Below are 24,346 nucleotides of genomic sequence, written 5' to 3'. Positions count from 1 at the left end.
ATGCGCAGCAAACAGGTTCTCGTGGACGTCGGGATCACTTTGCAGCGGCCGGGGTGAGAAGTAGCCCCGCGAACCGCTCACTGTTCGTTCGTAAACCGGTCGGGCCTGGATGGTGCGCCGGCGGGCTTATGGCCGTCGGTGAGGCAGTGGGGGTGTGTCCATTCGGTGGTGAGCCGTTCGGCGAAGCCGGCGCGCCAGCGGTCGTGCCAGTATTGGGCGTCGCGGGGTGAGGCGTTCTTGCCGATGTGGGCGGCTCTCCAGGTGTAGGTGAGTGTGGCGAGTTCGGCGAGTAGGGCGGGATGGTTGAGCCAGCAGTCGGGGATGGCCACGGCGCGCGAGCCGGGTTTACCGACGTAGGTTTCGTTGTAGTACCGGACGAAGTGCGCGATGGTGAACAGCGGCGTTTCGTCGCGGTGTTGCTTGTCCTCGGCGGCGGGTGGTGCGGCGAAGGGAAGCCACCGGGCCAGGCGCGGGTTGTGGTCCTGGTCGTCCTCGAGGGCGGTGATGCGTTGTTGCAGCCGGTCGATGTGCGCCTGCTGGCTTTGCATCTGGGTCCACAGTGTTTCGACCATAGCGTCGAGCTCGTCCCGGGTCCGCCGCTGCGGCGGGCCCGCCGGGTCCTCGCTAGGTGCGGGGACTGGGATGTCTTCGTCGTCGTTCACTGCTGCGCCTGACGGTCGTATGTCCTATTCGGAGCGTTCTCGAAAAGGGTCGGGCGGGCATAGCCGTCCGCGTCGACGGAGGCTTGGCCGTTGCGGATCGCGGTGATGTCGGCGCGGAGTTGGGGCCAGTCGGGGCGTTGTTCGACGTCGATGGTGCGTCCGAGGATGGGCAGGAGGTTGGCGTGCAGGATCAAGACGCGGCCTCGGGCAAGGGTACGGATGTCTCCGGGGCGGTAGGTGGGGACGGTCTCGGTGCCGATGGCGGCGCGGCCGGCGCCGAGGAAGCCGTCGCTGTGGTGCTGGTAGGTGCGGCGTCGGTGCTGCCCGGACAGGGTGGAGACCCATTCGAGGGTTTTGTCGTCTTTGAGTCCGGGGAAGATGGTGAGGGTGAGGGTGTTGTCGATGAGCTGGAGGCGGCCGTGTTCGCCGTAGAGCTCGTCGAGCTGGGAGCGGGACTGCGCTGACCAGTGGATGAGCACCCCGCGGCCGGCGGAGTCGGCGATAAGGCCGGGCAGTCGGGGGACGGGGGTGGCCGCGTAGAGCTCGTCGAGGATCGCGGTGACGGGCGGTTCGAGTCGTCTTCGTGGTTGGCGTAGCGCGGTGTCTTGGGCGGTGGTGAGGATCTGTTCGGTGAGTGCGGTCAGCACCGGCCGGGCTTGGGGTGCTTGGTGTTCGCCGGCGATGATGAACAGGCTGCCGCGGCGGGCGAGGAAGTCGTCGATGTTGAGTTCTTCTCCGGGCCCGGGGGTGGCGAAGTGCCGGATGGCGGGGTTCATGAAGGGTTCGATGGCGCGTCGGACCGACATCCAGACCGCGTCGGAGGTCTCGGCGACCATGCCGATCTCGGAGCGGAGGTTGAACGCCAGCTCGGGATGGGTGGGGCGGAGCAGCTCGACCGGTTCTTGGTCGGGTGGTTTGGTGATCGACCAGTTCACAAGGTCGGCGACCGTGCGGTGATGTAGCGCGGCGGCCAGCAGGTAGGCCTGCAGCACGATGGTGGCGCGGCCGCGGAAGACTTTGTCGTTGCCTCCGATGTCTTCCAGGCCCAGCGCGGATGCTTCGATCAGGGTTTCCGCGCGGCGCAGCGCGACTGCGGGATCGTGACATCCGGACACCGGGGACCAGCGTGCTGTCGCAGGCCACCGCAGGGTGTTGGTCGCGTCAATGAGCAGGACCGGACCGGCGTCGGGGCGGCGAGCGCGGGCCAGGAGTCCCCATTCGGCGAGGTCGTTCTTGGTGGTGGAGGCGAGTAATGCTCCGGGGGCGGCGAGGACTTTGTGCACCAGGTCGGTGCGTGACTTGCCTGAGCGGGTGGGGGCGATGGTGCCGGTCGGGGTTTCCAGCGAGGTCACCAGGCGCTGTCGCTGGGGGCCCAGGTGCAGGGGCGTCGCGATCTCGTGCAGTGGTGAGCGGCGGCGGGTGGCCGGGGGTAGGTCGGCTCGTGTCCATCGCGCGGTCTGGCGTGCCGCTGCTGGGGAAAGGGTTCTGCGCAGGTCACGGCGGGAGGCGTGCCCGGCCTGGTCTGGTCCTAGCCAGCGCCAGGCGGGGATCATCGCAGCCAGGATGGCGCCGGTGATCACGAGGATTTGGCTGGTGAACAGGATCCAGAAGGTCGGGGTGTGGCCGGCGAGTCCGCTGGTCCACGGCTCGGGCAGGTTGGTTCCGGGTGCGCCGGGGTGGGTCAGGATGCGGGCTGCGAAACCCAGCCAGTCACCTGGCCGCTGGGGCCAGGTCCAGGGTCCGCCGTGGAGCGCGGTGGTCAGGACCGCAGCGGTGGTCAAGGCCGCCGCAAGCGTGCAGAGGCCGGCGAGCGCGGCGACGCACAGTGCCACGAGGGCGACGTCGCGGTCCAGGGCGAGTCTGTCGGTTCGTGCGCGGGGCATGGCGCACCGCTCCCTCCCGATATTGGGGAGGGACCGTCATGGGCGCGGGTGTCACGTGGTTGCGCTCCCTCCCGGTGGCAGGGAGGGCGTGCTGGGGGTGACGACGCGGCGTATGGACACGATCTGGTCTGCCCAGGCCGACAGAGGTTCGAGGATGACCCCGGTGGAGCTGTCGTAGGAGTTGACGATCAGGCCGTGCCCGGCGTAGATCCCGACGTGGCGGGGCACTTGCGGGGTGCCGAGGGAACCGGGAATGAACAGCAGGTCCCCGGGTTGGATGTGCGCGAGACTCGCTACGGCGTGCCCGGCGTGGACTTGGTTCATGGTGCCTGCCGGGATCCCGACGCCCGCTGCGGCCCACGAGGCGAGCATGAGGCCGGAACAGTCGTAGCTGTCCGGTCCTTTCGCTCCCCACACATAGGGTTTGCCCAGTTGCGCCAGGGCGAACGACACCGCGGCGGCCTGCCGGGAATCGCGGGGCAGTGTGTAGCCCACGGGCAGCGTCGTGGGGTCCACCGTGTCGGGGTGCAGGGGGATGTTGGAACCGCCGAGGTCGGGGCACCGGGTCTTCGCGGTCACCGCCTGGATCGCTTCGGTACCGCTGTCGGCGTCCGAAGTGGGTGGTGTGGGGTTGTCTGGGCCGGTCCAGAATTGGGCCACGATGGCGGCGGCCGCGTCTTCCCTGGGGGCGTAGCGGTCCGGGTAGGCGCTGCGCTGGACTGCTTGCGCGGCGACGCCGGGCGGCATGGTGTCCCAGCCGGGCAGCGCGATCAGCGCGTCGAGAAACGTGTGCGTCGCGTATACGGGGTTCAGGATCTGGGTGGGTGTTCCCCACCCTTGGGACGGGCGTTGCTGGAACACGCCCAGTGAGTCGCGGTCGCCGTAGTTGAGGTTGCGCAGTGCCGACTCGACCATCCCGGCGGAGACGGCGAGGACTGCCGCCCGGCGCGGGAGACCTCGCTGGTGGACGACGTCGACGATCGTGCGTGCGATGTCCATCTGGTCGGCGTCGAGCACCTGTTGGTGCACGGCCACGCTACCGCCGCCGGGGCCGCCGCGGTCGCAGCCCGACAACGCCACGACCGCGCCGGCTGTGGCCGTTCCCAGGACGATCGCTGTGGTCGCGATCGGGATCGCGACCACAGCTGTCACGGCAGCCGAGATCATGGCGAGCGAACCCCCGCCCCCGCTGGTGGTGGCTGGTTCGGTCACCGCGGCTCCCTGGTGTCGCGGTGACGCTGACGGAGTTGGGCGTTGGTGTCGAAGATGGTCTGTTCCAGTCGACTGAGGACGGTCTGCACCTTGTAGCCGGTGCGGTTTTCCACCTTCCACAACGCGCGCCCTTTGCGGTCGTTGGCCCATCCTGTTGTGGTCTGTTGTTCCTTGTCGGACAGGGCGAGGTCGTCGGCGAGTTCGTCGGCGACACGGGTGGACTGTCCGAAAAGGATCCGTGTGCTGCACAGGGCGAGGAGGTCTTTGGCGATCGCGACTTCCTGGGATCCGGTGTTGCCGACCGAGAGGAAGTCGGAGGGTTTGTGGCTGACCAGGATCTGGATTTTGCGTTCGGCTCGGGACAGGCGGAGCTCGCTGTCGACGGCTTGGACCGCGCGTAGGCCGAGGCGCAGTTGTCGCCAGATCTCGTCGCGGACCACGATGCGGAGGTCACCGTCTTCTTGCAGGTCGGTGGCCAGTGATGACCACGAGCCCAGGCAGGTCAGGGCGATCGCGACGGCGTGGTCCCCGCGGGAGCGCAGGCGGGACAGGTCCATGCTCTGGGCTGGAGCGTCCCAGTCGACGGTGATGTTGGTCGGCTCATCGAACAGTCCGGCGAGCGGGCCCGAGATCAAGTTCGCGAGGGCATCGGTGATGGACCGTAAATGGTCCAGGAAGTGCCGTCGGTTAGAGAATCGCATCTCCTGCCACAGCGCGAGGTCAGGGTTAGCGAGTTCGCGGTGGACGTCGGGGATGGTGATGGGGCGGAGCCGGGTGTAGCCCTCGGCCGCGCCGATGAGTCGTCGCAGGACCGCGGAGAGCACCGCCTCGTCGGTGACCGTGGGGTTGTAGCCTTGCGCTTCGGCCAGCGCGACGAGTAGCTGCACCCAGCGGCCCAGGACACTGTCGAGTTCTTCGCGCTGTCGGTCGACGCTCCAGCCGTTCCAGCGGGCCGCCAGCGGCCCCAGGTCCAGGGCGTTGAGCCGGGCGTGGCTGCCGCTGCCGAGCATGATCGGTGTGACACCCAGCGCCCGGAGTAGTGGGCTGTACTCCCCTTTCACATCCCCGGAGATGAGGGTGCGGACCCCGAACACCATCATGCGGAGGAGGAAGGCCACAACGGTGGAGCTTTTGCCCTTGCCGGGTTCACCGAAAATCACCATGTTGGGGTTGGCGCACATGTTGCGCAGCACCCACTCCACGGGATGGCAGTAGAACGCGCCGCCGGAGTGCACGTCGTAGCCGATACGCGCCCCCACTGCCGGTGTGGGGGTGGCCGACAGTAGCGGGAACAGGCCACCGATCTCGTGTGTGCTGGCCTGATAGACGGTCAGCGGGGGGAGCACGGGTGACCAGCCCTGGCCCCGGCGCGGGTGGCCGCGCCGCGGCGCGACAGGCTGGTTCAGACGTTGTCTCGGCGGCCGGGTCACCGCCGGCGGGGTGGGTCTGGTGCTGGGGGCGGAGCCGAAGGTGGCCAGCAGTTGCGCGGCGGAGCGCTCCCGGTTCGGCGTCGAGCGGTTCATAGGGCGCCTCCGCGCAGGCGGGGAAGCCCGATTCCGACGGGCAGGACGGCCGCGACGAAGCTGGAGTCCTGGGCCAATTCCATGCGCAGCAACTGGAATCTGCCGGCGATGTCGTTTTCCAGGCGAGCCGCGTGGTCCTCGATGTTCCAGTGCGAGGGCACGGTCACCGCGGTCGCAGCGGCGAAGCGGACGAGGCCATGCCCGGCGGCGACGGCTTTCTCCTGGGCGTGGGCTCCGCTGGCGTCGCGGCTGTCGGCGGCGCTGCTGTTGAAGCCCTTGGAGGTTTTCCAGTCCCGGACCACGCCGGAGCGGAACCGGTGCCCGCGCACGAGGTTGCGGGCCCGGCGGGGCGGGAGGACCTGATAGTGGATGGCCAGGCTTCGCCGCTCCCCCGGGGTCCGGACCGCCAGCAGCGCACCGAGGGAGCCGAACACCGTGCCGGCTGCGGGCATGAGCACCGAGTAGGAGACGGTGGAGAACCCATCGTGGTGGTAGGCCCGCCCGGACGGGGCCGGGGCATGGGTGGGGCCGGCCGCGGCCCAACTGACCGCCCCTGCACTGCGCGAGGTTTCGCTGTGGTGGTAGGTGGCCAGGCCCGCGGCGGTCGCGGGGTTGAAACCGGTGCGGATGGCTTCGGCCAGTTCCGCGCCGGAGAGCCATCGCACGCTCCTCGCCCCCAAGGATCTGAGTTTGTCCTCCAACCCGTCGAGCACCCGGTACAAGGCTGCGGCGCGGCCGGCGATCCCCCCACCCGCTGCCGAGGCGGGGCGGCGCAGCGCTTCTTCCGTGCCGGACAGCGTCACGAACACCTCGTGGCGCACGGACACCGCGCCCACGACGCGGTCGAGTTCGGTGGTGACCTGGCGCGCCAGCGCCGGGGTACCGGGTGCGTCGTGGCCGGCCCGCCAGGCCGCGTACTCGGCGCCGTCGTCGGGCACCGTGCGCACCAGCAGGGTCATCCGGTCGACGACCTCGCGCTGCCCGATGGCCAGCAGCAGGTTGCCCAACCGGTGGGCCAGACGTTCGCAGTCGCCGTCGGAGAGCATGCCCACGCCGCCGTGGGTCAATCGCGCGGTCGCGCCCCATCGGCCCTCGGCGGTGTCGTGGATCAAGCAGACGCGGCCGAGGTCGCGCAGGGGCGGGCCATCGGGGAACCGCAGCCGCGCCAGGACACCGGGCAGGTCGGGCTCACCGGGATCGACCGGCGCTCCACTGGCGGCTTTGGCCTGCCAGCGCGACCACCCAAACGCGATGCCGACCTGGAACAGCAACAGGTGCGCCAACCAGCGCAGCGCGGGGCGGCCACGCACCGGCACGACAACCAGCGCCGCGACCGACGCGGACACGGCGAGTAACACGAGGGCCTGGGCGAGGTTTCCTGCGGCCAAGGCCACGATTACCGGTACTGCCAGGGCGATACAGGCCAGGGCTTGCCCCGGGGTGAGCCCCGCGATCCATCCGGCGTGCTCGCGCCGGCCCAGGCCGCGGTAGATACGGGGCGTCATGCGCTCACCGCCGCTTGTTCGATTTCCTTGTCCTCCAGGGCGTCCCCGCCGCCGCGCGCACTCGGGCCGCCACCAGTCGGCGGCAACGGGCTGCCTCCACCGGGGCCGGGTCCGTTGGGTGTCGGTGGATCGTCATCGCCCCCATCGCGGTCTCCCCCACCGCCGTCGCCATCGCCGTGAGCTGGGTTGGGCGGGTGGTCATCGGCAACGTCCGGTGCGCCAGGGTCTGCACCACCGGTCGCACTCGAGGCGTCCGCGGTCGTGTCACCGTTGCCCTCGGCGCTGCCGCCACGCCCCGAACCCGTTTTGCAGTCGCTGCCGTGGGTAGCGGCGGTTCCGGCGGGGTCGTCGCCGACCCCGGCAGCCTCGAGCCCGCCCCCGTCCTCTCCCCAGTCCTCGAAGGCTGCGGCGCGGTCGAACCGGTCGGTATTCGCCTGTTCTTGACCCGCCCCGGAGTCGCTGCCCTCGCTCGCCCCCAAACCGCTGCCCCCGCCGCCGGTGGCGGCCTTGCCTGCCTGGCCGGCGATGCTGTTGGACCCGTAGGAGTCCAGCCCCACGTCGTGCAGCTTGTCGCGGAACGCCGCACCCGCGTCGGTATTGGGGTCGACGAACGCGAACAGCTTGAACAGCACCAGGGGAACGCATAGCGACACGAGCAGAACTCCGATGCCGGCCAGCAGCCCCGAAAGTCCCTCAGCTCCACCGGCGATGGCGATACCGAGCACGAGGGCGAGCGCGAGGACCGGTTTCATCGCGATGGCCGCGAGCAACCACCGCGTGGTCTTCCAGAACCATCCGGCGGTCACGTTGGCCAGCAACCCTGCCGCGGTCAACGGAGTCGTGGCGACCAGCACATAAATTGCGGCTTCCCGAAATAACATCTCCACGACGTAGCCGAGGGCAGCGGGCACCACCCCGAACAGTCCGGCGATGCCCAGCACGACAGCTTTCACACTGTCAGAGATGGCGTCGGTGAACCCCGTCATGGTCAGGGCTTCCTCGAAGTTCTTCGCTTGCAGCGCGGAGTCCAGAATGGCCGCGGTCAGCGCGTCAGTCGCGAGAAGGAACGAGCTGACGAGTCCGACCGTGACCGCCAGCGCCACTCCATATTGGAATGGACCCGCCACCATGCGGGTAAACCCGCGGCCGCCGCGCAGCACGGTGACGATGATCTGCCAGAAGAACAAGCCCAGCGCCAGGACACCGCCGATCCACAGCATCATCGGCCACAACACCGACACCGGCCCCTCAGTGGTGGACACGGTGAACATGGAGAAGTTGTCGGCGATCTTGAATGCCGTGCGCAGGATGCCCAGCGCCCCTTCCCAAATTCCCAACATGATGGCATCGAGCAGACCCGACATGACATCTCCGATGGCGATGCCAGCCGAGTCGCCCAGCAGTCCGAGGATGTCCAGCGGGTTCACCGTGCACCACCCCCGGTCAGCGCCCGATAGCCGGCTTTGACGGAGTCCACGCTGCCCGGCCAAGCCGCTGGCGCGTAGGCGGCGCGGCTCCCTGGGCCGATGCGCCAGGAGGTTCCTGTCCAGCGCAGGGCCTGGCAGTCGCCGATCCCGAATGCCGTGGAGTGGCCTTTATAGTCGAACCTCAGCTGCCCCAGGGTGCAGACCACAGTGAACCGTCCGACGTCCGCACTGCCCTTGATCAACCCGTGCGTGACGTCGTAGGACACGGTCAGGCCCTGTGTCAGCTGCCCCGCCGACAGTCCCGCACTCTGCCGGAACCTGCTCAACAAGGTGTGCAATCCACTGCCCTCGACCGGGGGCGCGCCACGCAGGGCCAAGGCGGTGTAGGCGCGACCATAGACATCGGGATCACCACCGCGCAACGCAGTCTCGTTGAGCACTTTCAGCTGCGCGAGCGCGCCTTCGGGTGTGTCCGGGAACCCGCCTGGGATCCAGGCGCCGACCGTGGTCGCCGGGGGCGGGAGCTTGATGTCGGGCTCGGCGGTTTGGGTGGTGAGGGGCTGGGGTTGCGCCGCATCCGGCGGCAACTCAAGCATCGGTCGGGCAGCGAGCGCGCGCTCGACCTCTGTAGCATCTCTCGACTGCTGGTGTGCTTCGGTGTGTGCCGGTGCGGTTGGGGTGCTCGGGCGGTCCGCAGTGCCAGCGTCCCGTGTGGACAGATACGCGACAGACGCCGCCCCGGCGGCCACGACGACAGCAGCCGCTATGCCCGCGAGCCGGGCCCCGGCATGGCGGCGCGCCTTCCGGTCGATGGTGGAATCGATCATGACTCAGCCGCCCGCGAAATCGTTGATCAGCGTCCAGCCAATGCCGTACAAGATCGCGCCACCGACCGCACAGAGCATCATGACCACGCCGATCCTCCCGGCCCGATGGTGATCGACCCAGCGCCCACCGGCCCACACGATCAAGCCGATGAAGAAGCCAAGGATCAACGCCACGCCAGCAGCCCATTTGGCGTTGTTCACCACGCCGAGAATGCGGTCGTCGCCCGGCGGCGGAGACGGGCGCGGATTGGGGATCTGGGCAACCCAGTCCGCCAGGGTCTGCGCGAGCATGTGGCCTCCCCTGTCACCGCCCGCGGCAGCGCCGAAGGCGGATCGTGTGGGAGGGCTCAATCGCTTGTGTCGTGAAACTGGATCAGCTGATGATCGGGCCGAGATGCGCTGTCACCAGATGTTGCGGCGGGCCGGCAACTTCGCCGTTGCGGCAATGCGGGTGGACCTGCCGAGTGCGGCCGGTCGCCGGCGACTCAATAAGTCTTGCCAGCCCGCTGTGATCACTCGAGGTTGACTGCGGTACTGCGCCTGCCTTTTGGTCGGCGGGCGAGGGTTTTCCATCGGGAGGGCGGAGCTGGGGAGAGAGCGCCCAGGGTGCGCAGCAGCCGTGTTGCCGCGTCGCGCAGTCGTGCCGGGGTCACCGCGGCGGTGATGCCGTGGACAGCCACCGCAGGATCGCGGGGCAGGAACACGGCGTCGCGCATCAGGACTGCGGTGCGGCGGCCGGCGTGTCCGGCGACAGTGTTCGGCCACCGTGTCGCCCCCAGGACCACCATCTGCGTCGGCGGAGTGGCCGCGCCGAGCCGGATCCAGGGCTCCAGACGAGCCAGCACCTGCTCCGCATGGGCGAGCCCCGGCACGGTGGGACGGACGACCAAGAGCGGACGCGGCGAGGGGCTACCCGTCTGCAGCCAGGCGCCAGCACCAGCCAAGGGGTGTGCGCTCACCCGCCACGCGTCGCATCCGATATCGACGACAGTGACATCGAGCCGACGATCGCCGGGCTGCCAGAACGGCGGTGGGGGCACCATGCTCGGCGCCAGCACCGGCAGCGAAGTATTGATCCGGGCCAGTATCGCCCGGGCTCGCCACGAGAACCGGATCCCCACCGCCGGGTGCGGTCCCGCGACGAGCGGCCCCTCCGTGCGGGTCGCGCGACTCAGTCCTGATCGCACCGGGTCAGCCGTGTCCACCATCAGTACCGCACGCCCCGACAGTTGCAGCGCATCCGCCACCGCGGTCGCCGTGACCGTCGCCCCGCACCCAGGCGACGCCGCGAGCACCGGGATAACCAGACCAAACCGGCGCCAGTCAACAGGGTGCAACGCGTCGAGAGGCCCCCGGTGCTGCGCCACCGCCCCGGCCGCCATCGCGGTGCGCGCAGCGATGTCCGCACCAATACGGTCAGGGTGCGTGAGTGGGTCGTCGTCACGATCAACTTGCGCAGCAGCGGCACGCGCCGATGCGAGCAGGCCCGCCTCGACTGCGGCGTCACGATCAGCACTGCCCGCGCCCGGCGCCGCAGCCTTAACTTGTCGCGCAAGGTCGTCAGCAAATGCGCGCAGCAGGTGGCTGGGGTGCTCTCGACGCGAGCCGCGCACTGATGTCGTGGATCCTGGACACATGCATTCCTCCCCTGCCCGAAACAACGGAGCAGCGGCCACAGCAGCTGTGCTGCCGGGCCGGTTGTTCAAGGGGAGGAGCGGCCAGCTAGTCGATCGACCACAAAAGTTGACTATCTCCGATCAGGGTAAGGAGCAGCCTGCGGCATTGTCAACTATTGTCATCTCTGAGACAGTGGTGGCGGTACGGCCAGCTACGTGGCGCGGCCGTGCAGGCCAGGACAGGCAAAAGGAGGGGTGCTGACGGTGGCGCAGCGCACACCGCAACCCGAACCGTCCGGAGAACGCGACCGTGAACCTCAGGACATCGAGTCGCCCATCCCCCTGCGCTCGGATCGCGATCAAGAGGCGCTGACCAAGACGCTGCTGGGACTTCCCACGTTGGCAGAGCGGCTGTCGTATCTGCTCGAGCATGAGTCGTACTTCTATGAGCTGAACCGTGAACCCGTGATCGATCCCGACGTGATTGCCGCCGCACCGCGTGGCCTGAAGCGCAAGCTCGCCCGCGTACCGGTGGTGGCGCGTTGGGTCGAGCAGCGGACCGGGCGGGGCTTCACGAAAAGCGCGATGTACCAATACCGCGATGGTGAGCGGCCCAAGCCACGCGCCGACGTCGCCAACGCGCTGGAAGAGTTCTGGCGCCTCGAGCACCGACTACTGGATCCCACGGTGCCGGCCAGCAAGTTCGAGGACCGCAAGGCCGAGGCCGCCGGACTCGACGAGCTGGAACGGCGTGCCTACGAACTCATGACCGAGGTCGGCTTCCAGGGGGTACGACCGCGGGAGATCAAACGCACCCTCGGTGAGACCGGCGATGCGAGCCGGTACGCCTTTCTCGCCGTGTTGGAAGCGATTTCCCGGGACCGGGCGAGCCGGCATCCCGCGGACACGCCAACGCCTCCGTCCAAGCCACCGAAGCGCACCTCAGCGGAGGACCGCCCGCAGTAAGGCGTGACCGTGCGACCCGGCCTACGGGCCGGCGGCAAGATCTCGCTTTACCGTGTGGCACGGTCCTTGGCAACACATGCCTGGGCCCGTGCGACAACCTCTTCGACAGCGGGATGATGCATTGCCCGGGATATGTCGGCCAGCCAGGCGAGTTCGTTGTCGTCGTCGGCAACCAACGTCGTGTGCTGAGGTCTCGCATCCACCTTGGTGTAGGCGGGGGGCGCTGCGATCCCTTCCTGAAACGCCAGTAATGCCCCCCGTAGCTCCGCGGCGACGGCGACCGCGAGTGCCCGGCGGCCTCGCACGTTCCGCGCGTGACTGACCTCCGTGATGAGTCGACGAAGGTTCGGATGAATGTGCGCACGCAGGAACAGGCGGGCATCCTGGATCTCGACCACTTGCTGGCGCAGGCCGGGTTGCCCGGTGCCACGCAAAACCGTTGTCTCGACTCGGACGGGCTCAAGCACATGCCACAGCCGCGTCACCTCCCGGGCACGATCATGGTGTCGGCGATCGTGCAGCCGTCGCACCGCCGCCGCGAACACCGAGCCCGCTGCGAACAGCGCAGCACCGATGATCTGAGCAATGTAGGGAAACGCCCGTCCAAACAGCAGGAACTGGTATCCAGCCACGGAAGTGAGGACAGCCGCCAGCTTCCACACCAAACCCAGCAACCCCACCCCCACGCCCAGCGCGGCCAGGAAGACACCAAACTGCACGACCCGGTCCTCGCCACGGGAGCCGCGCCACACACCGCGCACGAACAAAACGAGGCAGCTGATCATGTACACCAGGTAGAGCACGGAAAAGGCCACCGACGCGGGGTGGTGGTTGTCGCTGACGGCAAAGGCGTGGTCGGTCTTTCCGTGGAGGAGATACAGCACCACCAGCACGCCGATACAGGTGGCGAACACACTCAGGACAGTCCGGAGGCGAATCGTGGTCTGTTCCACCGTGCGCAGAAAGGCCACCACACACACCATGGCCGCCATCGCGGTCACGCTGTGCACGAGGATCCCGAGGTTGCGGACCCCCATGTGCTGATCGCTCCATCGGATCGTGGCCGGCGCGCCAACCACGAGTGACACCGCGATCAGCGCTAGCCCGAGGGCCATCCAGAACCGACTGAATTCATGCCCCAACCGCTGGTTGACGATGGCCTTCCGGATTGCCTCACCAAACACCACAGCAGCCGCCGCGTAAGCGACGATGCTGAGCGGATCAGCCATGGTTCATGCGCAACTGGCGATCTGGCCCGAAGGCCGAACGCAGTTGTCGCTGCGGCCCACGCAACCAGTGCCGACGCTCCTCAGCGCGCACTCGCGAGGCCAGCCGGTAGGCGAAGAACTCCGCTTCCTGTTCCTCCGCATGGAACGCTGCCGTGCGGGCCGCCCCGGGAAGCCGCTCGCACCGGTGATCGAGCATGATATGCCCGATCTCGTGAAACACGTGATGACGGACGTGCCCCGCGCTAGTACCACGGACCACGAATACGTAGTCCCGCTCCGCGGTCGGCACATACATGCCCGCGGGCAGAGCATCCACCGGGTTGATTCGCCACAATTCCAATGGCCTCGCGCGCCCCCGGTTGAAAGCCTGCAGGAAGCCGGTCACCTCGAAGGGCACCGGGATCGGCAGCAAGTCGATCAGCCCGTCACAACGATGCTTCAATTCGCGACGATCTTGGTTGAATCCCACCAGCGCGTCTCCCCTGTTCGCGAGCACAATTCCACGCCACGAACTAGGCAACCCCGGCCATCAAGCCGGCGGCGGGGGCCCGCCGTTCGCGCCGCACAGCGAATGTGGCCCACCGCGCCCCCAACCGGACCACACCCAACCGCTTTCTCAAGATCGCAACTAAACCACAAACAGACACACTCCGGGGCAAATCTCTCACCCACCGTGACACGATCGGGTGAATACGAGCTCGGCGGTATCAGAGCCAGCGCCAACCGTCCTGAGTGGTCCTACTAACACGCCTGACACATTCACCGCACACCAGCTCGTGGCACAGGCAGCTGCTTCCACGGTCCCGCTGGAAGGGCAACGGACTCCTGTTGTTCCGGACGACGCACTCTATCTCAATCCTCGAGTCTGACCACTTTTGTTGACTTTTTGGGCGCCTGCTTCTACGTTGAGCTAGATCGAGATCACTTCACTTGACTTCTCGCTGGTGTGTCCTGGTTCCAGCGCCTCCCCGTCGTCAAGGCATCCACAAGGAGATTTTCCATGCCTACGACACGTCAGCTACCGGCCCGTCTGACCCTCGCCGGCCTCGCCGCCAGTGCTCTGCTCACCGCCGCCGTCAGCTCCTGCAGCACAGCACCCGCATACGCGATCTCGAACGCGCCCGGAATCGGCCATGCGGTCACCCCGCCACAACTGGCAGCCTCGCAGCCCGACGCGACCATGGCTCCCGCTGCCGCCACGCCCGCAGACCCATCGCCCTCGCCGTTGTACCGGCCTTAAGACCCAAGCAACCCGACAAAAGCGTGGCCCGTCCTCGTTGCCCCCACGAGGACGGGCCACCCCTACAGCAATCCAGGCTTCAACCGGCGCTCCTCCCCTCAACGCCGAGCGGTCACAAGCCATCCGTTCTGTCCACGCGTCGCAGTGAGGGGAGACCATGCCCGCGACCGTCCTATCCCATCCGGCATCCCAAACACCCAGCAGCAACGTTGATCAACCGAAGCGCGCGGTGCACTTCCTCGGGTCGCTACCCCCGGAACTCCTGGGCGACAACCAACAGACTATGCAGTGGTTCCTCGACCAGACAGCCGACGTCGAACTCCTCACCCTGCCCTGTGAGCCGCAGCCGCACGGGCTCATCGACTGGCTCCAACGCCTGGCGACGGTCCCCGCCCTACAGCCAGCCCAACCCGCGACCTCGGCCACCTACGGCGGCCTGCCCACCTACACGCTCGCCCCGCAGCACCGGTTGCAGCCGTATCACGTCGCCCCCAACCGCGCCGAGGACACCGCAGTGGCCATGGCGGCACGGCCTCGCCTCCGCACGGCACGGGAGCTCCCACCGCACCAGGTACCTATTAGTCACCCGCTCGACCTCGCCTACTTCTGCTTCGGAGCGCAGCCACCCGCTCTCACCCACCTGCCGGTGTTCCGCGAGGCCGTCGTGGCCGAGGTCCTCGACATCCACCGTCAGTTCAGCGACGAGATCGTCTTCCAGCTCGAAACCACCGCCGTGCTCGCCCTCTACGACCGCACCCCGCGCCGGCTCTGGCACGCACTCTCCTTCGGCCTTGCCCAGCAAACCGCACAACTCATTGCCGCCACACCACCGCACGCCCAGTGGATCATCCACCTGTGTCATGGCGACCTCGGCCCGCAACCATTGGTCACACCATCCGACCTCGTCGCCCCGGTGATCTTCCTCAACGCCATGCACCGCAAACTCACCAAGCTCGGCTACCCCATGCCCCTGGCACACATCCCCCTCTACACCAGAACAACCGGGCCATCCACCGACGCCCACTTCTACCGCGCCCTCCCCCACCTCCGCACAGGCATCAGCGTCATCGCCGGCGTCGCCGACGAACACAACCCAGCCGACTCCCACACCGCCCTACGCCTGACAGAACAAGCCCTCGACGCGCCCGTCACAGCCATCGCGGCAGCCTGCGGACACGGCCGCCGCACACCCGAGGCCGCCGCCGTGAACACCGAACTCGCCCGCGCACTCACCCGTGCTCATCCCGGCCACGACTAACCCGCCACACAACAAGCGCCCGAGGCTACATCGCCCGGCGCAGGAGCCCATCTTGGACGGTTCATGACTCGAAGAACACCTGAGCGCGACGGTTTCGCTAGCACCTCTTCCCTGCAGCTGCGGGCAATAGCCCTATCGCATCAACCATCCATTGCAGACGGACGGTTCCCAGAATTCGGGTTCTCGCTAGCGGCACGCGACCTCGTGAAACCGCCTCTACCAAGGCCACCTGCGATCCAACGAACGCAATCGTCGCCACAAGGACAATGCAATGCACAGGCACTCTCAGGCGATCGTAATCTCGGAAGATCTATCGGCGAACCCGCCTTCGTTGCGAGGCAGCGCGAGGACTGCTGATTCTCCAGCCGACTTGGACACCTCACTGTTTGGCCCGCCCTACGTCCTCATCGGCGAGGACAACGCACGAATAGTCACCGCACCAACGCTTGACAGGGCACGGCATGAGCTCGCTGGTCGCCCCGATGCTGTGGCCATCGTCGGTACACTCCGATCCGGCGTACTTGGTGTGGATATCGACCCCGATGACACTCGCGCCGAGCCAGAAGCTGGTCATGCTGTGGGCGACGATCTTGTTTCCTGGTGCGACCGATTCGGCCTCCCGTGGCTATGCCGTGCATCAGGTCGCCCAGGCCACGTGCACGTGATCGCGATCGTCCCGACACAACTCCGGGCAGAGTTCCTGCAACTTTCGCGCATCGTCAGTGCACATCACGGTGTGTCGGTGACGATCCGCGCCAGCCTGAGGCTGCTCTCTGCGGCCCACCGTCGCCGTCTGCCCGCCCCGATCATCGACGCGACACTGTCCAAAAGCGACCTGCTTGGCCTACCATCGACGCAACCGCGAACTCGCGCCGCCGGCCCACGGCGACGGCACCAACCCCGGCAACGCCCAGTCCAGCCGAGTCGCTCCGAACGTGAATTCGGTAACGCCCTCGCCTACGCCCGCGCCCACTGGACCGCCTCTGAAGCCTGGAACGCCGCAAACATCCCCGGCAGCAAAGCCAGAGAACTGGGCCAACACTCGTGGCGACGATGGTTCTGGGCACCAGCCATCACCATTAGCGCCGCAGAAGACAGCTGCACCGAAGACCAAGCCTGGGACCGGTTCCGCGAGGCATCGCCCGCACAGGCCACCTGGCTCGGACGGGAGCGATGGCGTGCCGAACGCTGGTGTCCGGCCCTCGGCGAGGCCGGTCGCGACCGTCCCCGGCGAACCCGCATCCCTCCGTTAGCGGGATGTCCAGATCTGGCTCCAGCGCGGGGCCTTACCAATGATCGGGACCAGCGGCGGATCAAGGCCGTGCGGCGCACGCTGCTCGAAGCCGCCCGTCGATGCGCCCACGACCGTGGTCGCCTGCCACACGGTGTCCGGCCAGGCACACTCTTGGCGGCGCTGAGTGCCCTCGCTGAACCCATCGCACTCCACGACGGTTCGATCTCGATCCGCAGTTGGGCCGAGCGCGCGTGCCTCGACCCGAAAACCCTTCGCCGCGCCCGAGACGCCGCACACCAACTCGGCCTCATCCAACAACGCCACACCTACCAAGGCGGCCCACACGACTGCGACGCCTGGACACTCGCCGAACACCTGCGAACAGCCACCAAACACCACCTGACAGGGCATTCCCCCACTCAGTACACCCCCGTCCACGGCGCGGCCGACCCCATACGCCTACGCCGCCAGCATCACGCCGAACGCCACGACTGGCACAGCTGCTGCCGAAGCACCGCGTCGACGCGCCACAATGGACATTGTCATCCAGACGCTCCACCCACCGTTGAGGCGCTGGTCCTCAACCCGAAGGTTCCCCCGCCCAGCGACCCCGGGCCACTACTACAACTGCGCCGATTTGTCCTCCCTCACAATGAGAGAAGGGACGGGCAGAGATGCTCACGTCGCGGAATCCGCACCCGAACAACGCAGACATCACGGTCGCGGACAAGATCGCCCTGTCACTGCGGCCGCACAATCCGACTCAGCGAAAAGCGCCGGAACCACTCGACCTGCCGGATCTGGGATCACTTTCGGTTGACACCTCAACGACCTACGCATTGTGCCGGGTCGACGCCAGCGGCGCGGTCTCCGCCCGATCGGTCGTCGGCGCGCTCGGTTGGCAGCCTCGAGACCCCATAAGCTACGCCGTCCAATCAGGCGTGCTCATCGCCCACCGGAATCCAGAAGGTCTCTACCAAGTCCCGGCCACATCCTCGCTGATGATCCCGGCTGCGGCCCGCCGGGCCAGCCGCATCACTGTGGGACAGCAAATCCTCCTCGCCGGCCTACCCGCCCACGCCATGCTTGTGATCTACCCGGAGGCAATGGTTGTCCAGATGCTCCGCCTCTTCCACGACAACCTCGACCGCGCGAACACCTGAGATCTGGCGCGACGACGTCGGGCCATGGCCGCGCATGACCTCACGCTCATGCAAACGAGCGTCACCCTGAGCGGGATCACTCACCATGGGGTGCCGGAACCGGTTGTAAGCTCCACCGGTTCCGGCACCCCGTGGTGAAACACTCAGACCGGGGCTCCGCCGTGAGGCGCGGCGAGTGGGTGGGCTTCGCCGGTCAGGGCCGCGAGGGCGGCGGCCACCTCGTTGAGTCCGGCCTTGACATAGGTGCCGGTGGCCGAGTCACGTCCCCTCGCCGGGGTGTGTCCGGCGAAGGCCTCGGCCACGCCGTAGCCGAAGTGGCGTTCCACCCAGGTCAGCGTGGTGTGCCGCAGCCAGTGGGTGGACACCTGCTGCGCCTCCGCCCACGGCAGATGCCGCGCTACCCGCGTCCAGATGTGGTCGTAGCGGCGGTGGGTGATCGGCCGCCCGTCGGCGTAGCGCAACAACTGCCCATCCCGACACTCCATCCCTCGGGTGTCGGTATGCGCGCGCAGCCGGCGCATCAGGGTGGGTGAGACCGGCTGCCACCGCACGGTCTCCCCTTTCTCCCGCAACAACACCAGACACTGATGCTCGTCGAGGTCCCGTGGCCGCAGCGCCAGCGCCCCGCCCCGGCGTGCGGCGGTCTCCTCATGCAACCGGACGATCAGCGCGTCCAGCTCGGGGTCATCCCCCGTGGTCGCGACCACCTCGTTCAACTCCGCGATCCGCGCATCCGGCAGCGCCCGCCGCGCCGAGGGGATGCGCCGCGGTTTGGTCACCCGCCGCCCCGGATTCGCCCGCTCGTCGATCAACCCATCCGCTTCGGCATGCCGATACAAACAGCGGGCCGCGGCGATCAGGTTCTCCGCCGCCCCACGACCACCGCGGGAGTTGCGCCGCGGCACCGCCTGCGCCCGGGCCTGCTCCGCCAACCCCCGCAACTCACTCGCCGTGGGCTCGTCCAGCCGCCGCGTCCCCCACGCCACCTCGATCTTGCGCCAATACGTGCCATAGGTCGCCGCGGTGCGCGCCGACACCAGGCCGGCCACCACCGGAATCCACTCGCTGAAGGTCGGCACCGGCCGTCGCCGGTGCGGCTCCACCGGGTTGGGGGTGTCTCCGGTGGTGATCAGGTCGGCGGGGTTGATCCCCATCCGGGCCAACAACACCCGGGCCGCCTCCACCTCCGCCGGGCCCGCCGGATCAGCCACCGGGTGCGCGCCCATCACCGGTCACCCCCGGCCAGCCGACCGTGCAACCAGCCCAGCATCTCGGTCACCGCGGCCGGTGGATGCACCGCCAACACACCCCGAACAGCATCGGCGGCCAGCAGCACCCGGTCTCCCACCCGCACACCACAGGCCGCCCGCACCCGAGCGGGCAGCCCCAGCGACAACGACGCCGACAACCGCAGCGGACCGTGGCGATCCGGATAGATCACCACCGACCCGCCCACCACCGTCGCCCGCAAACGCTTCCCCACACCCCAGCCCAGCGCGGCCAGCACGCCACGGTTCCGCACCCGGCCCGTGGCCTCCATGACTGCGGTGTCGAACGACAACGACGGAACCGGCGCCGCCGGCATCCCCCACACCGGGACCCCCTCCGGCACACGACTCGACTCCCCCACACTCAGAGAGATCGTTCCCGCATCAGCACGCACGTACCCGGGGAGCACCGTCGATGAGACGGCAGAACTCACTGTCACCCACTCCTCACCCTGTCCAGATCACCAGGGGGAGGGCGCACCGAGGCCGAGCCTACCGGCCTCACGCTCACACCGAAAACTACTCACCGTAGCTATTCGATCACTCTCGCATGAGGCAAATTTGCCGTGGATATGTGTCCGAGGGGGGACTTGAACCCCCACGCCCTTTACGGGCACTAGCACCTCAAGCTAGCGCGTCTGCCATTCCGCCACTCGGACTTGCTGCGGAAAAGAGTAGCCGACGTCCACCTGACCTTGCATCGGGGGTCTTGTCACCGCGACCTCATCAGCCTCACCAGCATCGATGGTAGGAATAGCGAGTGACCGAACCGAGCCTGATCGATGCCGCCGCCGACGAGGCAGTGACGCTCACGAGCGAGCTGATCCGTATCGACACCACCAACACGGGTGATCCGAGCACGCTGGTCGGCGAGCGCGCCGCGGCGGAGTACGTGGCGGAGAAGCTGACCGAGGTCGGTTACGAGATCAGCTACGTCGAATCCGGCGGCAAGAACCGGCACAACGTCATCGCCCGGCTCGCCGGCGCCGACCCGAGCCGGGGTGCACTGTTGGTACACGGGCACCTCGACGTGGTGCCTGCAGACGCCTCAGAGTGGTCGGTGCATCCGTTCTCCGGAGCCGTCCAGGACGACTATGTCTGGGGCCGCGGCGCGGTCGACATGAAGGACATGCTCGGGATGACGCTGGCAGTCGCCAGGCACTACAAGCGCGCGGGCATCGTGCCGCCGCGCGACATCATTTTCGCCTTCGTGGCCGACGAGGAAGCCGGCGGCCAGTTCGGCGCGCAATGGCTGGTCGACAACCGGCCCGAGCTCTTCGAGGGCGCTACCGAGGCGATCAGCGAGGTGGGCGGTTTCTCGATCACCCTCAAGGACAACGTCCGCGCCTATCTCATCGAGACCGCCGAGAAGGGCATCCGCTGGATGACGCTGCGTGTGCGCGGGACAGCAGGCCACGGTTCGATGGTTCACCGCGACAACGCCGTCACCAAGCTCGCCGAGGCCGTCGCGAAGCTGGGCAACCACCGCTTCCCGCTGGTGTTCACCGACTCGGTGCGGGAGTTCCTCGCGGGGGTCACCGAGATCACCGGATGGGACTTCCCCGAGGACGACATCGAGGGCGCCGTCGCCAAACTGGGCAACATCTCACGCATGATCGGCGCGACGCTTCGCGACACAGCGAACCCGACGATGTTGACGGCCGGGTACAAGTCGAATGTCATCCCCTCGACCGCCGAGGCCACGGTCGACTGCCGGATTCTGCCTGGCAGGCTCGAGGCGTTCAATCGCGAGCTGGACGAGCTGCTGGGCCCGGACATCGAGCGGGAATGGATGGAGCTGCCGCCGGTAGAGACGACCTTCGACGGCGCGCTGGTGGACGCCATGACCGCCGCGGTGCTCGCCGAGGACCCCGGGGCACGGACGCTGCCGTACATGCTGTCCGGCGGCACTGACGCCAAGGCGTTCCAGAAGCTCGGCATCCGCAACTTCGGCTTCGCACCCTTGCAGCTGCCCGCCGATCTCGACTTCTCCGGCCTGTTCCACGGTGTCGATGAGCGGGTCCCCGTCGAGGCACTGCGCTTCGGCACACGTGTGCTGGACCGGTTCTTCCGCGCCAGCTGAGACACACCTGTTCAGTACCGGGCGCAACAGGCATTCCGCCCCAGTTGTCGCTAGGGTCGAGGGCGCCATGCGAACCGACAACAGCGCCGGCGCGCTCATCGGCCGGAGCCACCCCACGGCAACCCTGCGCGCGGAGATCACCCGAACCGCTGACAGCCATGGCGGGCTTGTGCTCGTCACCGGTGAACCCGGCATCGGCAAGACCAGCCTGGTTACGGATGCGGCCGACCACGCCAGGCGCCGGGGTGCCCTCGTGCTGAGCGGTTCCTGCTGGGATTCCCACACCGCGCCGGGTTACTGGCCCTGGGTACAGGTCCTCCGGGGCCTGCGACGAACCACCACACCCGAGGAATGGGCCGCGGTCGAACAGGCCGGCGGAACCGCCATCGGCGTGCTCCTCGGCGACGGACCCACCGCCGAGCAGGCTGACACGTTCCAGCTGTACGACGCAGTGACGAGCGCACTCGTGTCGGTCTCGCAGACGCGCCCGGTTCTGGTGGTGCTCGATGACCTGCACTGGGGCGACATCGCATCGCTACGGCTACTGGAATTCGCGGCCCAGCACACCTGGTTCGAGCGCGTGCTGCTGATCGGCACCTACCGCGATGCTGAGGTGGAAGCCGCCGAGCACGGGTTGCGGCCACTGATCACATCGTTGCTTGGCCGGGCTACGACACTGACATTGACCGGCCTCGACCGCAGCGAAGTCGGCGCACTGATGGCCCGCACGGTGGGCACCGAGCCCGATCCCGCCCTCGTCGCTGAGGTGCACCGGCGAACCGGTGGCAACCCCTTCTTCGTCGAGCAGACAGCGCGGCTGTGGCACACCAGTGGTTCGGCAGCCGGCATTCCACCCGGCATCCGGGACAGCGTGCGGCACAGGCTCTCCCTGCTTCCCCCGCCGGTGACCGAGCTGCTGGCCGCCGCTGCCGTCCTCGGCAGGGAATTCCACCGCCAGGTGCTGGCCGCAACAGTTGCCGCACCGGTCGCTCAGGTCGACCGGTTGCTCGAACGTGCCATCGCGGCCCGGCTCGTCATCTCCCGTGGTGCTGGACTGTTCGCCTTCGGCCACGACCTCGTGCGCGAGACGCTCTACGAGTCACTGAATCAGGCGGAGCTGCCGCGGCGGCACGCGGCCGTCGTGCGCGCACTCGACCACTCCCCCGCGCTCGCCGAGCACGTCTTTCCCGCTGACCTGGCGCAGCACGGCTACCTGGCCGGCGCCGAGCTCGAGCCCGAGCGCGCGGTCGACCTGCTCCTCGCAGCAGGCAGGCACGCGGCCTCGCGGCTCGCGCTCGACGAAGCGGTCGGGCACTATCGCCGGGGACTCGAACTCGCCGCCCCGGCCCAACCGCGCCTCCGGACCGTGATCGCAGTGGAGCTCGCTCAGGAGCTGCTGCACAACGGTGATCAGGCAGCGGCCGCGGAGGTGCTGACCGCTGCCGCGGACTTCGTCAAGGCGCAGGCCGATCCCGAACTACTCGCACGGGTCGCGCTCACCGCATACCGCAGGCCGCGTGTCCTGACACCTGGCTTGGCTGACGAGCTGATCAGGCTGGCGCATCGGGAGTTGATCGACGACGACGTCCCCGCAGACAAGCCGTTGCAGCAACTCGCCACCGAGGTAGTGATCCGCCTCGAACATCAGGCCAGGCACGGGGGTGACGACGAGGCTCTCGGATTCAGCCTGTGGACGCTCCACGACACGATCTGGGGTCCCGGCACGGCCGAACAGCGGGTCGCGCTGACCAATGAGCTGGTGGCGGTGGCTCACCGCACGGCCGACGCCGAGATGGCTCAATACGCGACCTCGCTGCGCTGGGTTGCGCTGCTGGAGCTGGGCGATCCGGGTTACCTCGCTCAGCTCGACCGGTTCGTCGCGCTCGTCGACAAGTCCGATGACACCCGGATGGCCATGGGCGCAATTGTCGACCAGGTCATCATCGCCACATTCCGGGGTCGCTTCGCGGAAGCCGAGGCACTGTTCGCACAGGTGACAAGCCAACTGGCGACCTTCGCACATGAGGTCCACTTCGCACCTATGAACACCCATCTGCACTGGTCCTTGTTCTATCACCAGGGCAGGACCGATGAACTCGCAACCGTCCACACCGAACTTCGCAGGCACAACTACGCGCATGCCCCGTTGCTCGAGGCGATCACCAGGCTCCGCGAAGGCGACACCGGCCCTGCCCAGCGGCTCCTCGCCGACCAAGCACGAAAAGACGACGCTCCGTCGAACGACGTACTCCCCCTCTGGCTACGTTTCCAGGCGCAGGCAGCGGCCATGATCGGTGATCCCCAGCTGTGCGAACAGGCACGCGCCGCCCTCGACCCTTTACGCGGTCAATACCTCGTGTCGATGTTCGGCTTCGACATCAGCGGTCCTGCGGTCTACTGGCTGGCTGTCCTGGATGCCGCACAAGGGCGCTGGGACGACGCGATCGACAAGTTCACCGAAGCCCACCGGTCGGCGATGGAAATGCAGTCAGCGACATGGTCGCTGGAGGCCCGTGCGGGCCTCGCGGAGACGACGCTCCGACGTGGCCGGCCGGGCGACGGTGCTATGGCAGCGTCGCTTCTGGAGGACATTGAGCGCGAAGCGACGGAGATTGGCATGCAGTGCCTCACTGCGAAAGCCCGCGCGCTGAAGTCCACACTGGGCAGTGCGCAACCAGTGCCGGTCAACGAGTTCCGGTTCATTGGCGAGGTCTGGTCGCTGACAATGGACGGTCACACCGTCCACCTGCCCGACGCCAAGGGTCTGCGCGATCTGCACCACCTGCTCAGCAGGCCAGGCACCGATGTGCCTGCCGTGGCGCTGCTCAATCCCGCCGGTGGCGACGTCGTCGTCGCAGCGAAACGACTCGGCGGAGACGACGTCCTCGACGACGAGGCCAGGGCGCGGTACCGGCGCCGGCTCACCGAACTGGACGAAGAGATCGACCGCGCCACGCTGCGCGGTGACGACCGCAGGGCCGCCGAGTTCGACCGGGAACGAGCGGCATTGCTGCAGGAACTGCGCGCGGCCGCGGGCCTTGGTGGCCGCCCGCGCCGCCTCGGTGACGACGCGGAGCGGGCCCGCAAAGCCGTGACCGCGCGCATTCGCGACACATTGCGCAAGCTCGACGATCGCCACCCCCAGCTCGCCATGCATCTACGGGCGACCGTCTCCACCGGCGCGAGCTGCCGCTACGACCCCGGTCCTGCTGTCTCCTGGCGGCTGTGACCGCCAGGAGACACGGCTGTC

Annotated in this window: 22 protein-coding genes and 1 tRNA gene; 8 read left to right on the top strand and 15 right to left on the bottom strand. The window is 67.9% G+C overall.

The features are described 5' to 3' along the window. Positions 1 to 77: 77 nt before the first annotated feature. The 9 genes from ABZ863_RS11185 to ABZ863_RS11145 form a co-directional block, all read right to left on the bottom strand. Complete coding sequence (locus tag ABZ863_RS11185; protein WP_358533873.1) at positions 78 to 662, bottom strand: hypothetical protein; 585 nt, start codon at positions 660 to 662, stop codon at positions 78 to 80. Continuing rightward, positions 659 to 2,545, bottom strand: coding sequence for a TraM recognition domain-containing protein (locus ABZ863_RS11180; RefSeq protein ID WP_358533870.1), 1,887 nt, complete (start codon positions 2,543 to 2,545; stop codon positions 659 to 661). Before ABZ863_RS11180 ends, ABZ863_RS11185 begins: the two co-directional genes overlap by 4 nt. A 51-nt stretch (positions 2,546 to 2,596) precedes the next feature. Beyond that, the gene (locus ABZ863_RS11175) at positions 2,597 to 3,757 is read right to left on the bottom strand and encodes a C40 family peptidase (RefSeq protein ID WP_358533867.1); all 1,161 of its coding nucleotides are present in this window, start codon (positions 3,755 to 3,757) and stop codon (positions 2,597 to 2,599) included. Then, positions 3,754 to 5,280: an ATP-binding protein gene (locus ABZ863_RS11170; RefSeq protein WP_358533865.1), complete on the bottom strand. Its 1,527-nt coding sequence runs from the start codon at positions 5,278 to 5,280 to the stop codon at positions 3,754 to 3,756. The genes ABZ863_RS11175 and ABZ863_RS11170 overlap by 4 nt, the downstream gene beginning before the upstream one ends. Continuing rightward, positions 5,277 to 6,785: an SCO6880 family protein gene (locus tag ABZ863_RS11165; RefSeq protein ID WP_358533862.1), complete on the bottom strand. Its 1,509-nt coding sequence runs from the start codon at positions 6,783 to 6,785 to the stop codon at positions 5,277 to 5,279. The genes ABZ863_RS11170 and ABZ863_RS11165 overlap by 4 nt, the downstream gene beginning before the upstream one ends. Continuing rightward, positions 6,782 to 8,212, bottom strand: coding sequence for a hypothetical protein (locus tag ABZ863_RS11160; protein ID WP_358533860.1), 1,431 nt, complete (start codon positions 8,210 to 8,212; stop codon positions 6,782 to 6,784). The genes ABZ863_RS11165 and ABZ863_RS11160 overlap by 4 nt, the downstream gene beginning before the upstream one ends. Then, on the bottom strand, positions 8,209 to 9,039 hold the full coding sequence (locus tag ABZ863_RS11155) for a hypothetical protein (protein WP_358533857.1): 831 nt from the start codon (positions 9,037 to 9,039) through the stop codon (positions 8,209 to 8,211). Before ABZ863_RS11155 ends, ABZ863_RS11160 begins: the two co-directional genes overlap by 4 nt. Positions 9,040 to 9,042: 3 nt before the next feature. After that, positions 9,043 to 9,330 carry a hypothetical protein gene (locus tag ABZ863_RS11150; protein ID WP_358533855.1) on the bottom strand — a complete coding sequence of 96 codons (288 nt, stop codon included), beginning with the start codon at positions 9,328 to 9,330 and terminating at the stop codon, positions 9,043 to 9,045. A gap of 221 nt (positions 9,331 to 9,551) precedes the next feature. Further along, on the bottom strand, positions 9,552 to 10,334 hold the full coding sequence (locus tag ABZ863_RS11145) for a hypothetical protein (protein WP_358533852.1): 783 nt from the start codon (positions 10,332 to 10,334) through the stop codon (positions 9,552 to 9,554). A gap of 36 nt (positions 10,335 to 10,370) precedes the next feature. On the opposite strand from ABZ863_RS11145, the gene ABZ863_RS11140 reads away from it, so the two are divergent. Both ABZ863_RS11140 and ABZ863_RS11135 read left to right on the top strand, forming a co-directional pair. After that, positions 10,371 to 10,655 (top strand): hypothetical protein, encoded by a 285-nt coding sequence (locus ABZ863_RS11140; protein ID WP_358533849.1) that lies wholly within the window; start codon positions 10,371 to 10,373, stop codon positions 10,653 to 10,655. Positions 10,656 to 10,910: 255 nt separating this feature from the next. Further along, complete coding sequence (locus tag ABZ863_RS11135; protein WP_358533846.1) at positions 10,911 to 11,621, top strand: hypothetical protein; 711 nt, start codon at positions 10,911 to 10,913, stop codon at positions 11,619 to 11,621. A gap of 47 nt (positions 11,622 to 11,668) precedes the next feature. Here the strand turns inward: ABZ863_RS11135 and ABZ863_RS11130 are convergent, their stop codons facing one another. Both ABZ863_RS11130 and ABZ863_RS11125 read right to left on the bottom strand, forming a co-directional pair. After that, positions 11,669 to 12,850 (bottom strand): MAB_1171c family putative transporter, encoded by a 1,182-nt coding sequence (locus ABZ863_RS11130; protein ID WP_358533843.1) that lies wholly within the window; start codon positions 12,848 to 12,850, stop codon positions 11,669 to 11,671. Further along, on the bottom strand, positions 12,843 to 13,319 hold the full coding sequence (locus tag ABZ863_RS11125; protein WP_358533840.1) for a hypothetical protein: 477 nt from the start codon (positions 13,317 to 13,319) through the stop codon (positions 12,843 to 12,845). The genes ABZ863_RS11130 and ABZ863_RS11125 overlap by 8 nt, the downstream gene beginning before the upstream one ends. Positions 13,320 to 13,850: 531 nt before the next feature. On the opposite strand from ABZ863_RS11125, the gene ABZ863_RS11120 reads away from it, so the two are divergent. The 3 genes from ABZ863_RS11120 to ABZ863_RS11110 all read left to right on the top strand — a co-directional run bounded on the left by ABZ863_RS11120 (position 13,851) and on the right by ABZ863_RS11110 (position 16,013). Then, a complete protein-coding gene (locus tag ABZ863_RS11120; RefSeq protein WP_358533837.1) occupies positions 13,851 to 14,090 on the top strand; it encodes a hypothetical protein in 240 nt (79 codons plus the stop codon). Between the two features lie 283 nt (positions 14,091 to 14,373). Further along, on the top strand, positions 14,374 to 15,348 hold the full coding sequence (locus tag ABZ863_RS11115) for a hypothetical protein (RefSeq protein WP_358533834.1): 975 nt from the start codon (positions 14,374 to 14,376) through the stop codon (positions 15,346 to 15,348). A gap of 542 nt (positions 15,349 to 15,890) precedes the next feature. Further along, positions 15,891 to 16,013, top strand: coding sequence for a hypothetical protein (locus ABZ863_RS11110; RefSeq protein ID WP_358533831.1), 123 nt, complete (start codon positions 15,891 to 15,893; stop codon positions 16,011 to 16,013). Positions 16,014 to 16,597: 584 nt separating this feature from the next. Here the strand turns inward: ABZ863_RS11110 and ABZ863_RS11105 are convergent. Further along, positions 16,598 to 16,897 carry a hypothetical protein gene (locus ABZ863_RS11105; protein WP_358533828.1) on the bottom strand — a complete coding sequence of 100 codons (300 nt, stop codon included), beginning with the start codon at positions 16,895 to 16,897 and terminating at the stop codon, positions 16,598 to 16,600. 359 nt (positions 16,898 to 17,256) lie between these two features. Here ABZ863_RS11105 and ABZ863_RS11100 point away from each other — a divergent pair, with 359 nt between their 5' ends. Beyond that, positions 17,257 to 17,745 carry a hypothetical protein gene (locus tag ABZ863_RS11100; protein ID WP_358533825.1) on the top strand — a complete coding sequence of 163 codons (489 nt, stop codon included), beginning with the start codon at positions 17,257 to 17,259 and terminating at the stop codon, positions 17,743 to 17,745. Between the two features lie 143 nt (positions 17,746 to 17,888). On the opposite strand, the gene ABZ863_RS11095 is transcribed toward ABZ863_RS11100, so the two are convergent. The 3 genes from ABZ863_RS11095 to ABZ863_RS11085 all read right to left on the bottom strand — a co-directional run bounded on the left by ABZ863_RS11095 (position 17,889) and on the right by ABZ863_RS11085 (position 19,672). Then, positions 17,889 to 18,971: a site-specific integrase gene (locus ABZ863_RS11095; RefSeq protein WP_358533822.1), complete on the bottom strand. Its 1,083-nt coding sequence runs from the start codon at positions 18,969 to 18,971 to the stop codon at positions 17,889 to 17,891. Next, complete coding sequence (locus tag ABZ863_RS11090; protein ID WP_358533819.1) at positions 18,971 to 19,357, bottom strand: hypothetical protein; 387 nt, start codon at positions 19,355 to 19,357, stop codon at positions 18,971 to 18,973. The genes ABZ863_RS11095 and ABZ863_RS11090 overlap by 1 nt, the downstream gene beginning before the upstream one ends. Positions 19,358 to 19,588: 231 nt before the next feature. Further along, positions 19,589 to 19,672 (bottom strand) — tRNA-Leu (locus ABZ863_RS11085). 101 nt (positions 19,673 to 19,773) lie between these two features. On the opposite strand from ABZ863_RS11085, the gene ABZ863_RS11080 reads away from it, so the two are divergent. Then, on the top strand, positions 19,774 to 21,096 hold the full coding sequence (locus ABZ863_RS11080; protein ID WP_358533816.1) for a M20/M25/M40 family metallo-hydrolase: 1,323 nt from the start codon (positions 19,774 to 19,776) through the stop codon (positions 21,094 to 21,096). 67 nt (positions 21,097 to 21,163) lie between these two features. Then, positions 21,164 to 24,325, top strand: a complete 3,162-nt coding sequence (locus tag ABZ863_RS11075) for an AAA family ATPase (RefSeq protein WP_358533813.1) — start codon at positions 21,164 to 21,166, stop codon at positions 24,323 to 24,325. The last annotated feature ends 21 nt before the right edge of the window (positions 24,326 to 24,346 follow it).

Source organism: Saccharomonospora sp. NPDC046836 (assembly GCF_040645195.1).
Taxonomy (GTDB): domain Bacteria; phylum Actinomycetota; class Actinomycetes; order Mycobacteriales; family Pseudonocardiaceae; genus Prauserella_A.
The sequence above is the reverse complement of the archived record's forward strand: the minus strand, read 5'-3'. Positions and strand labels throughout refer to the sequence as shown.

Bases quoted from the DNA above. Each gene is read 5' to 3' on its own strand.
- ABZ863_RS11110 (WP_358533831.1), top strand. From the start codon at position 15,891: ATGACACTCGCGCCGAGCCAGAAGCTGGTCATGCTGTGGGCGACGATC.
- ABZ863_RS11075 (WP_358533813.1), top strand. From the start codon at position 21,164: ATGCGAACCGACAACAGCGCCGGCGCGCTCATCGGCCGGAGCCACCCC.
- ABZ863_RS11165 (WP_358533862.1), bottom strand. From the start codon at position 6,785: ATGACGCCCCGTATCTACCGCGGCCTGGGCCGGCGCGAGCACGCCGGA.
- ABZ863_RS11095 (WP_358533822.1), bottom strand. From the start codon at position 18,971: ATGGGCGCGCACCCGGTGGCTGATCCGGCGGGCCCGGCGGAGGTGGAG.
- ABZ863_RS11170 (WP_358533865.1), bottom strand. From the start codon at position 5,280: ATGAACCGCTCGACGCCGAACCGGGAGCGCTCCGCCGCGCAACTGCTG.
- ABZ863_RS11180 (WP_358533870.1), bottom strand. From the start codon at position 2,545: ATGCCCCGCGCACGAACCGACAGACTCGCCCTGGACCGCGACGTCGCC.
- ABZ863_RS11130 (WP_358533843.1), bottom strand. From the start codon at position 12,850: ATGGCTGATCCGCTCAGCATCGTCGCTTACGCGGCGGCTGCTGTGGTG.
- ABZ863_RS11155 (WP_358533857.1), bottom strand. From the start codon at position 9,039: ATGATCGATTCCACCATCGACCGGAAGGCGCGCCGCCATGCCGGGGCC.
- ABZ863_RS11150 (WP_358533855.1), bottom strand. From the start codon at position 9,330: ATGCTCGCGCAGACCCTGGCGGACTGGGTTGCCCAGATCCCCAATCCG.
- ABZ863_RS11100 (WP_358533825.1), top strand. From the start codon at position 17,257: ATGCTCACGTCGCGGAATCCGCACCCGAACAACGCAGACATCACGGTC.
- ABZ863_RS11115 (WP_358533834.1), top strand. From the start codon at position 14,374: ATGCAGTGGTTCCTCGACCAGACAGCCGACGTCGAACTCCTCACCCTG.
- ABZ863_RS11120 (WP_358533837.1), top strand. From the start codon at position 13,851: ATGCCTACGACACGTCAGCTACCGGCCCGTCTGACCCTCGCCGGCCTC.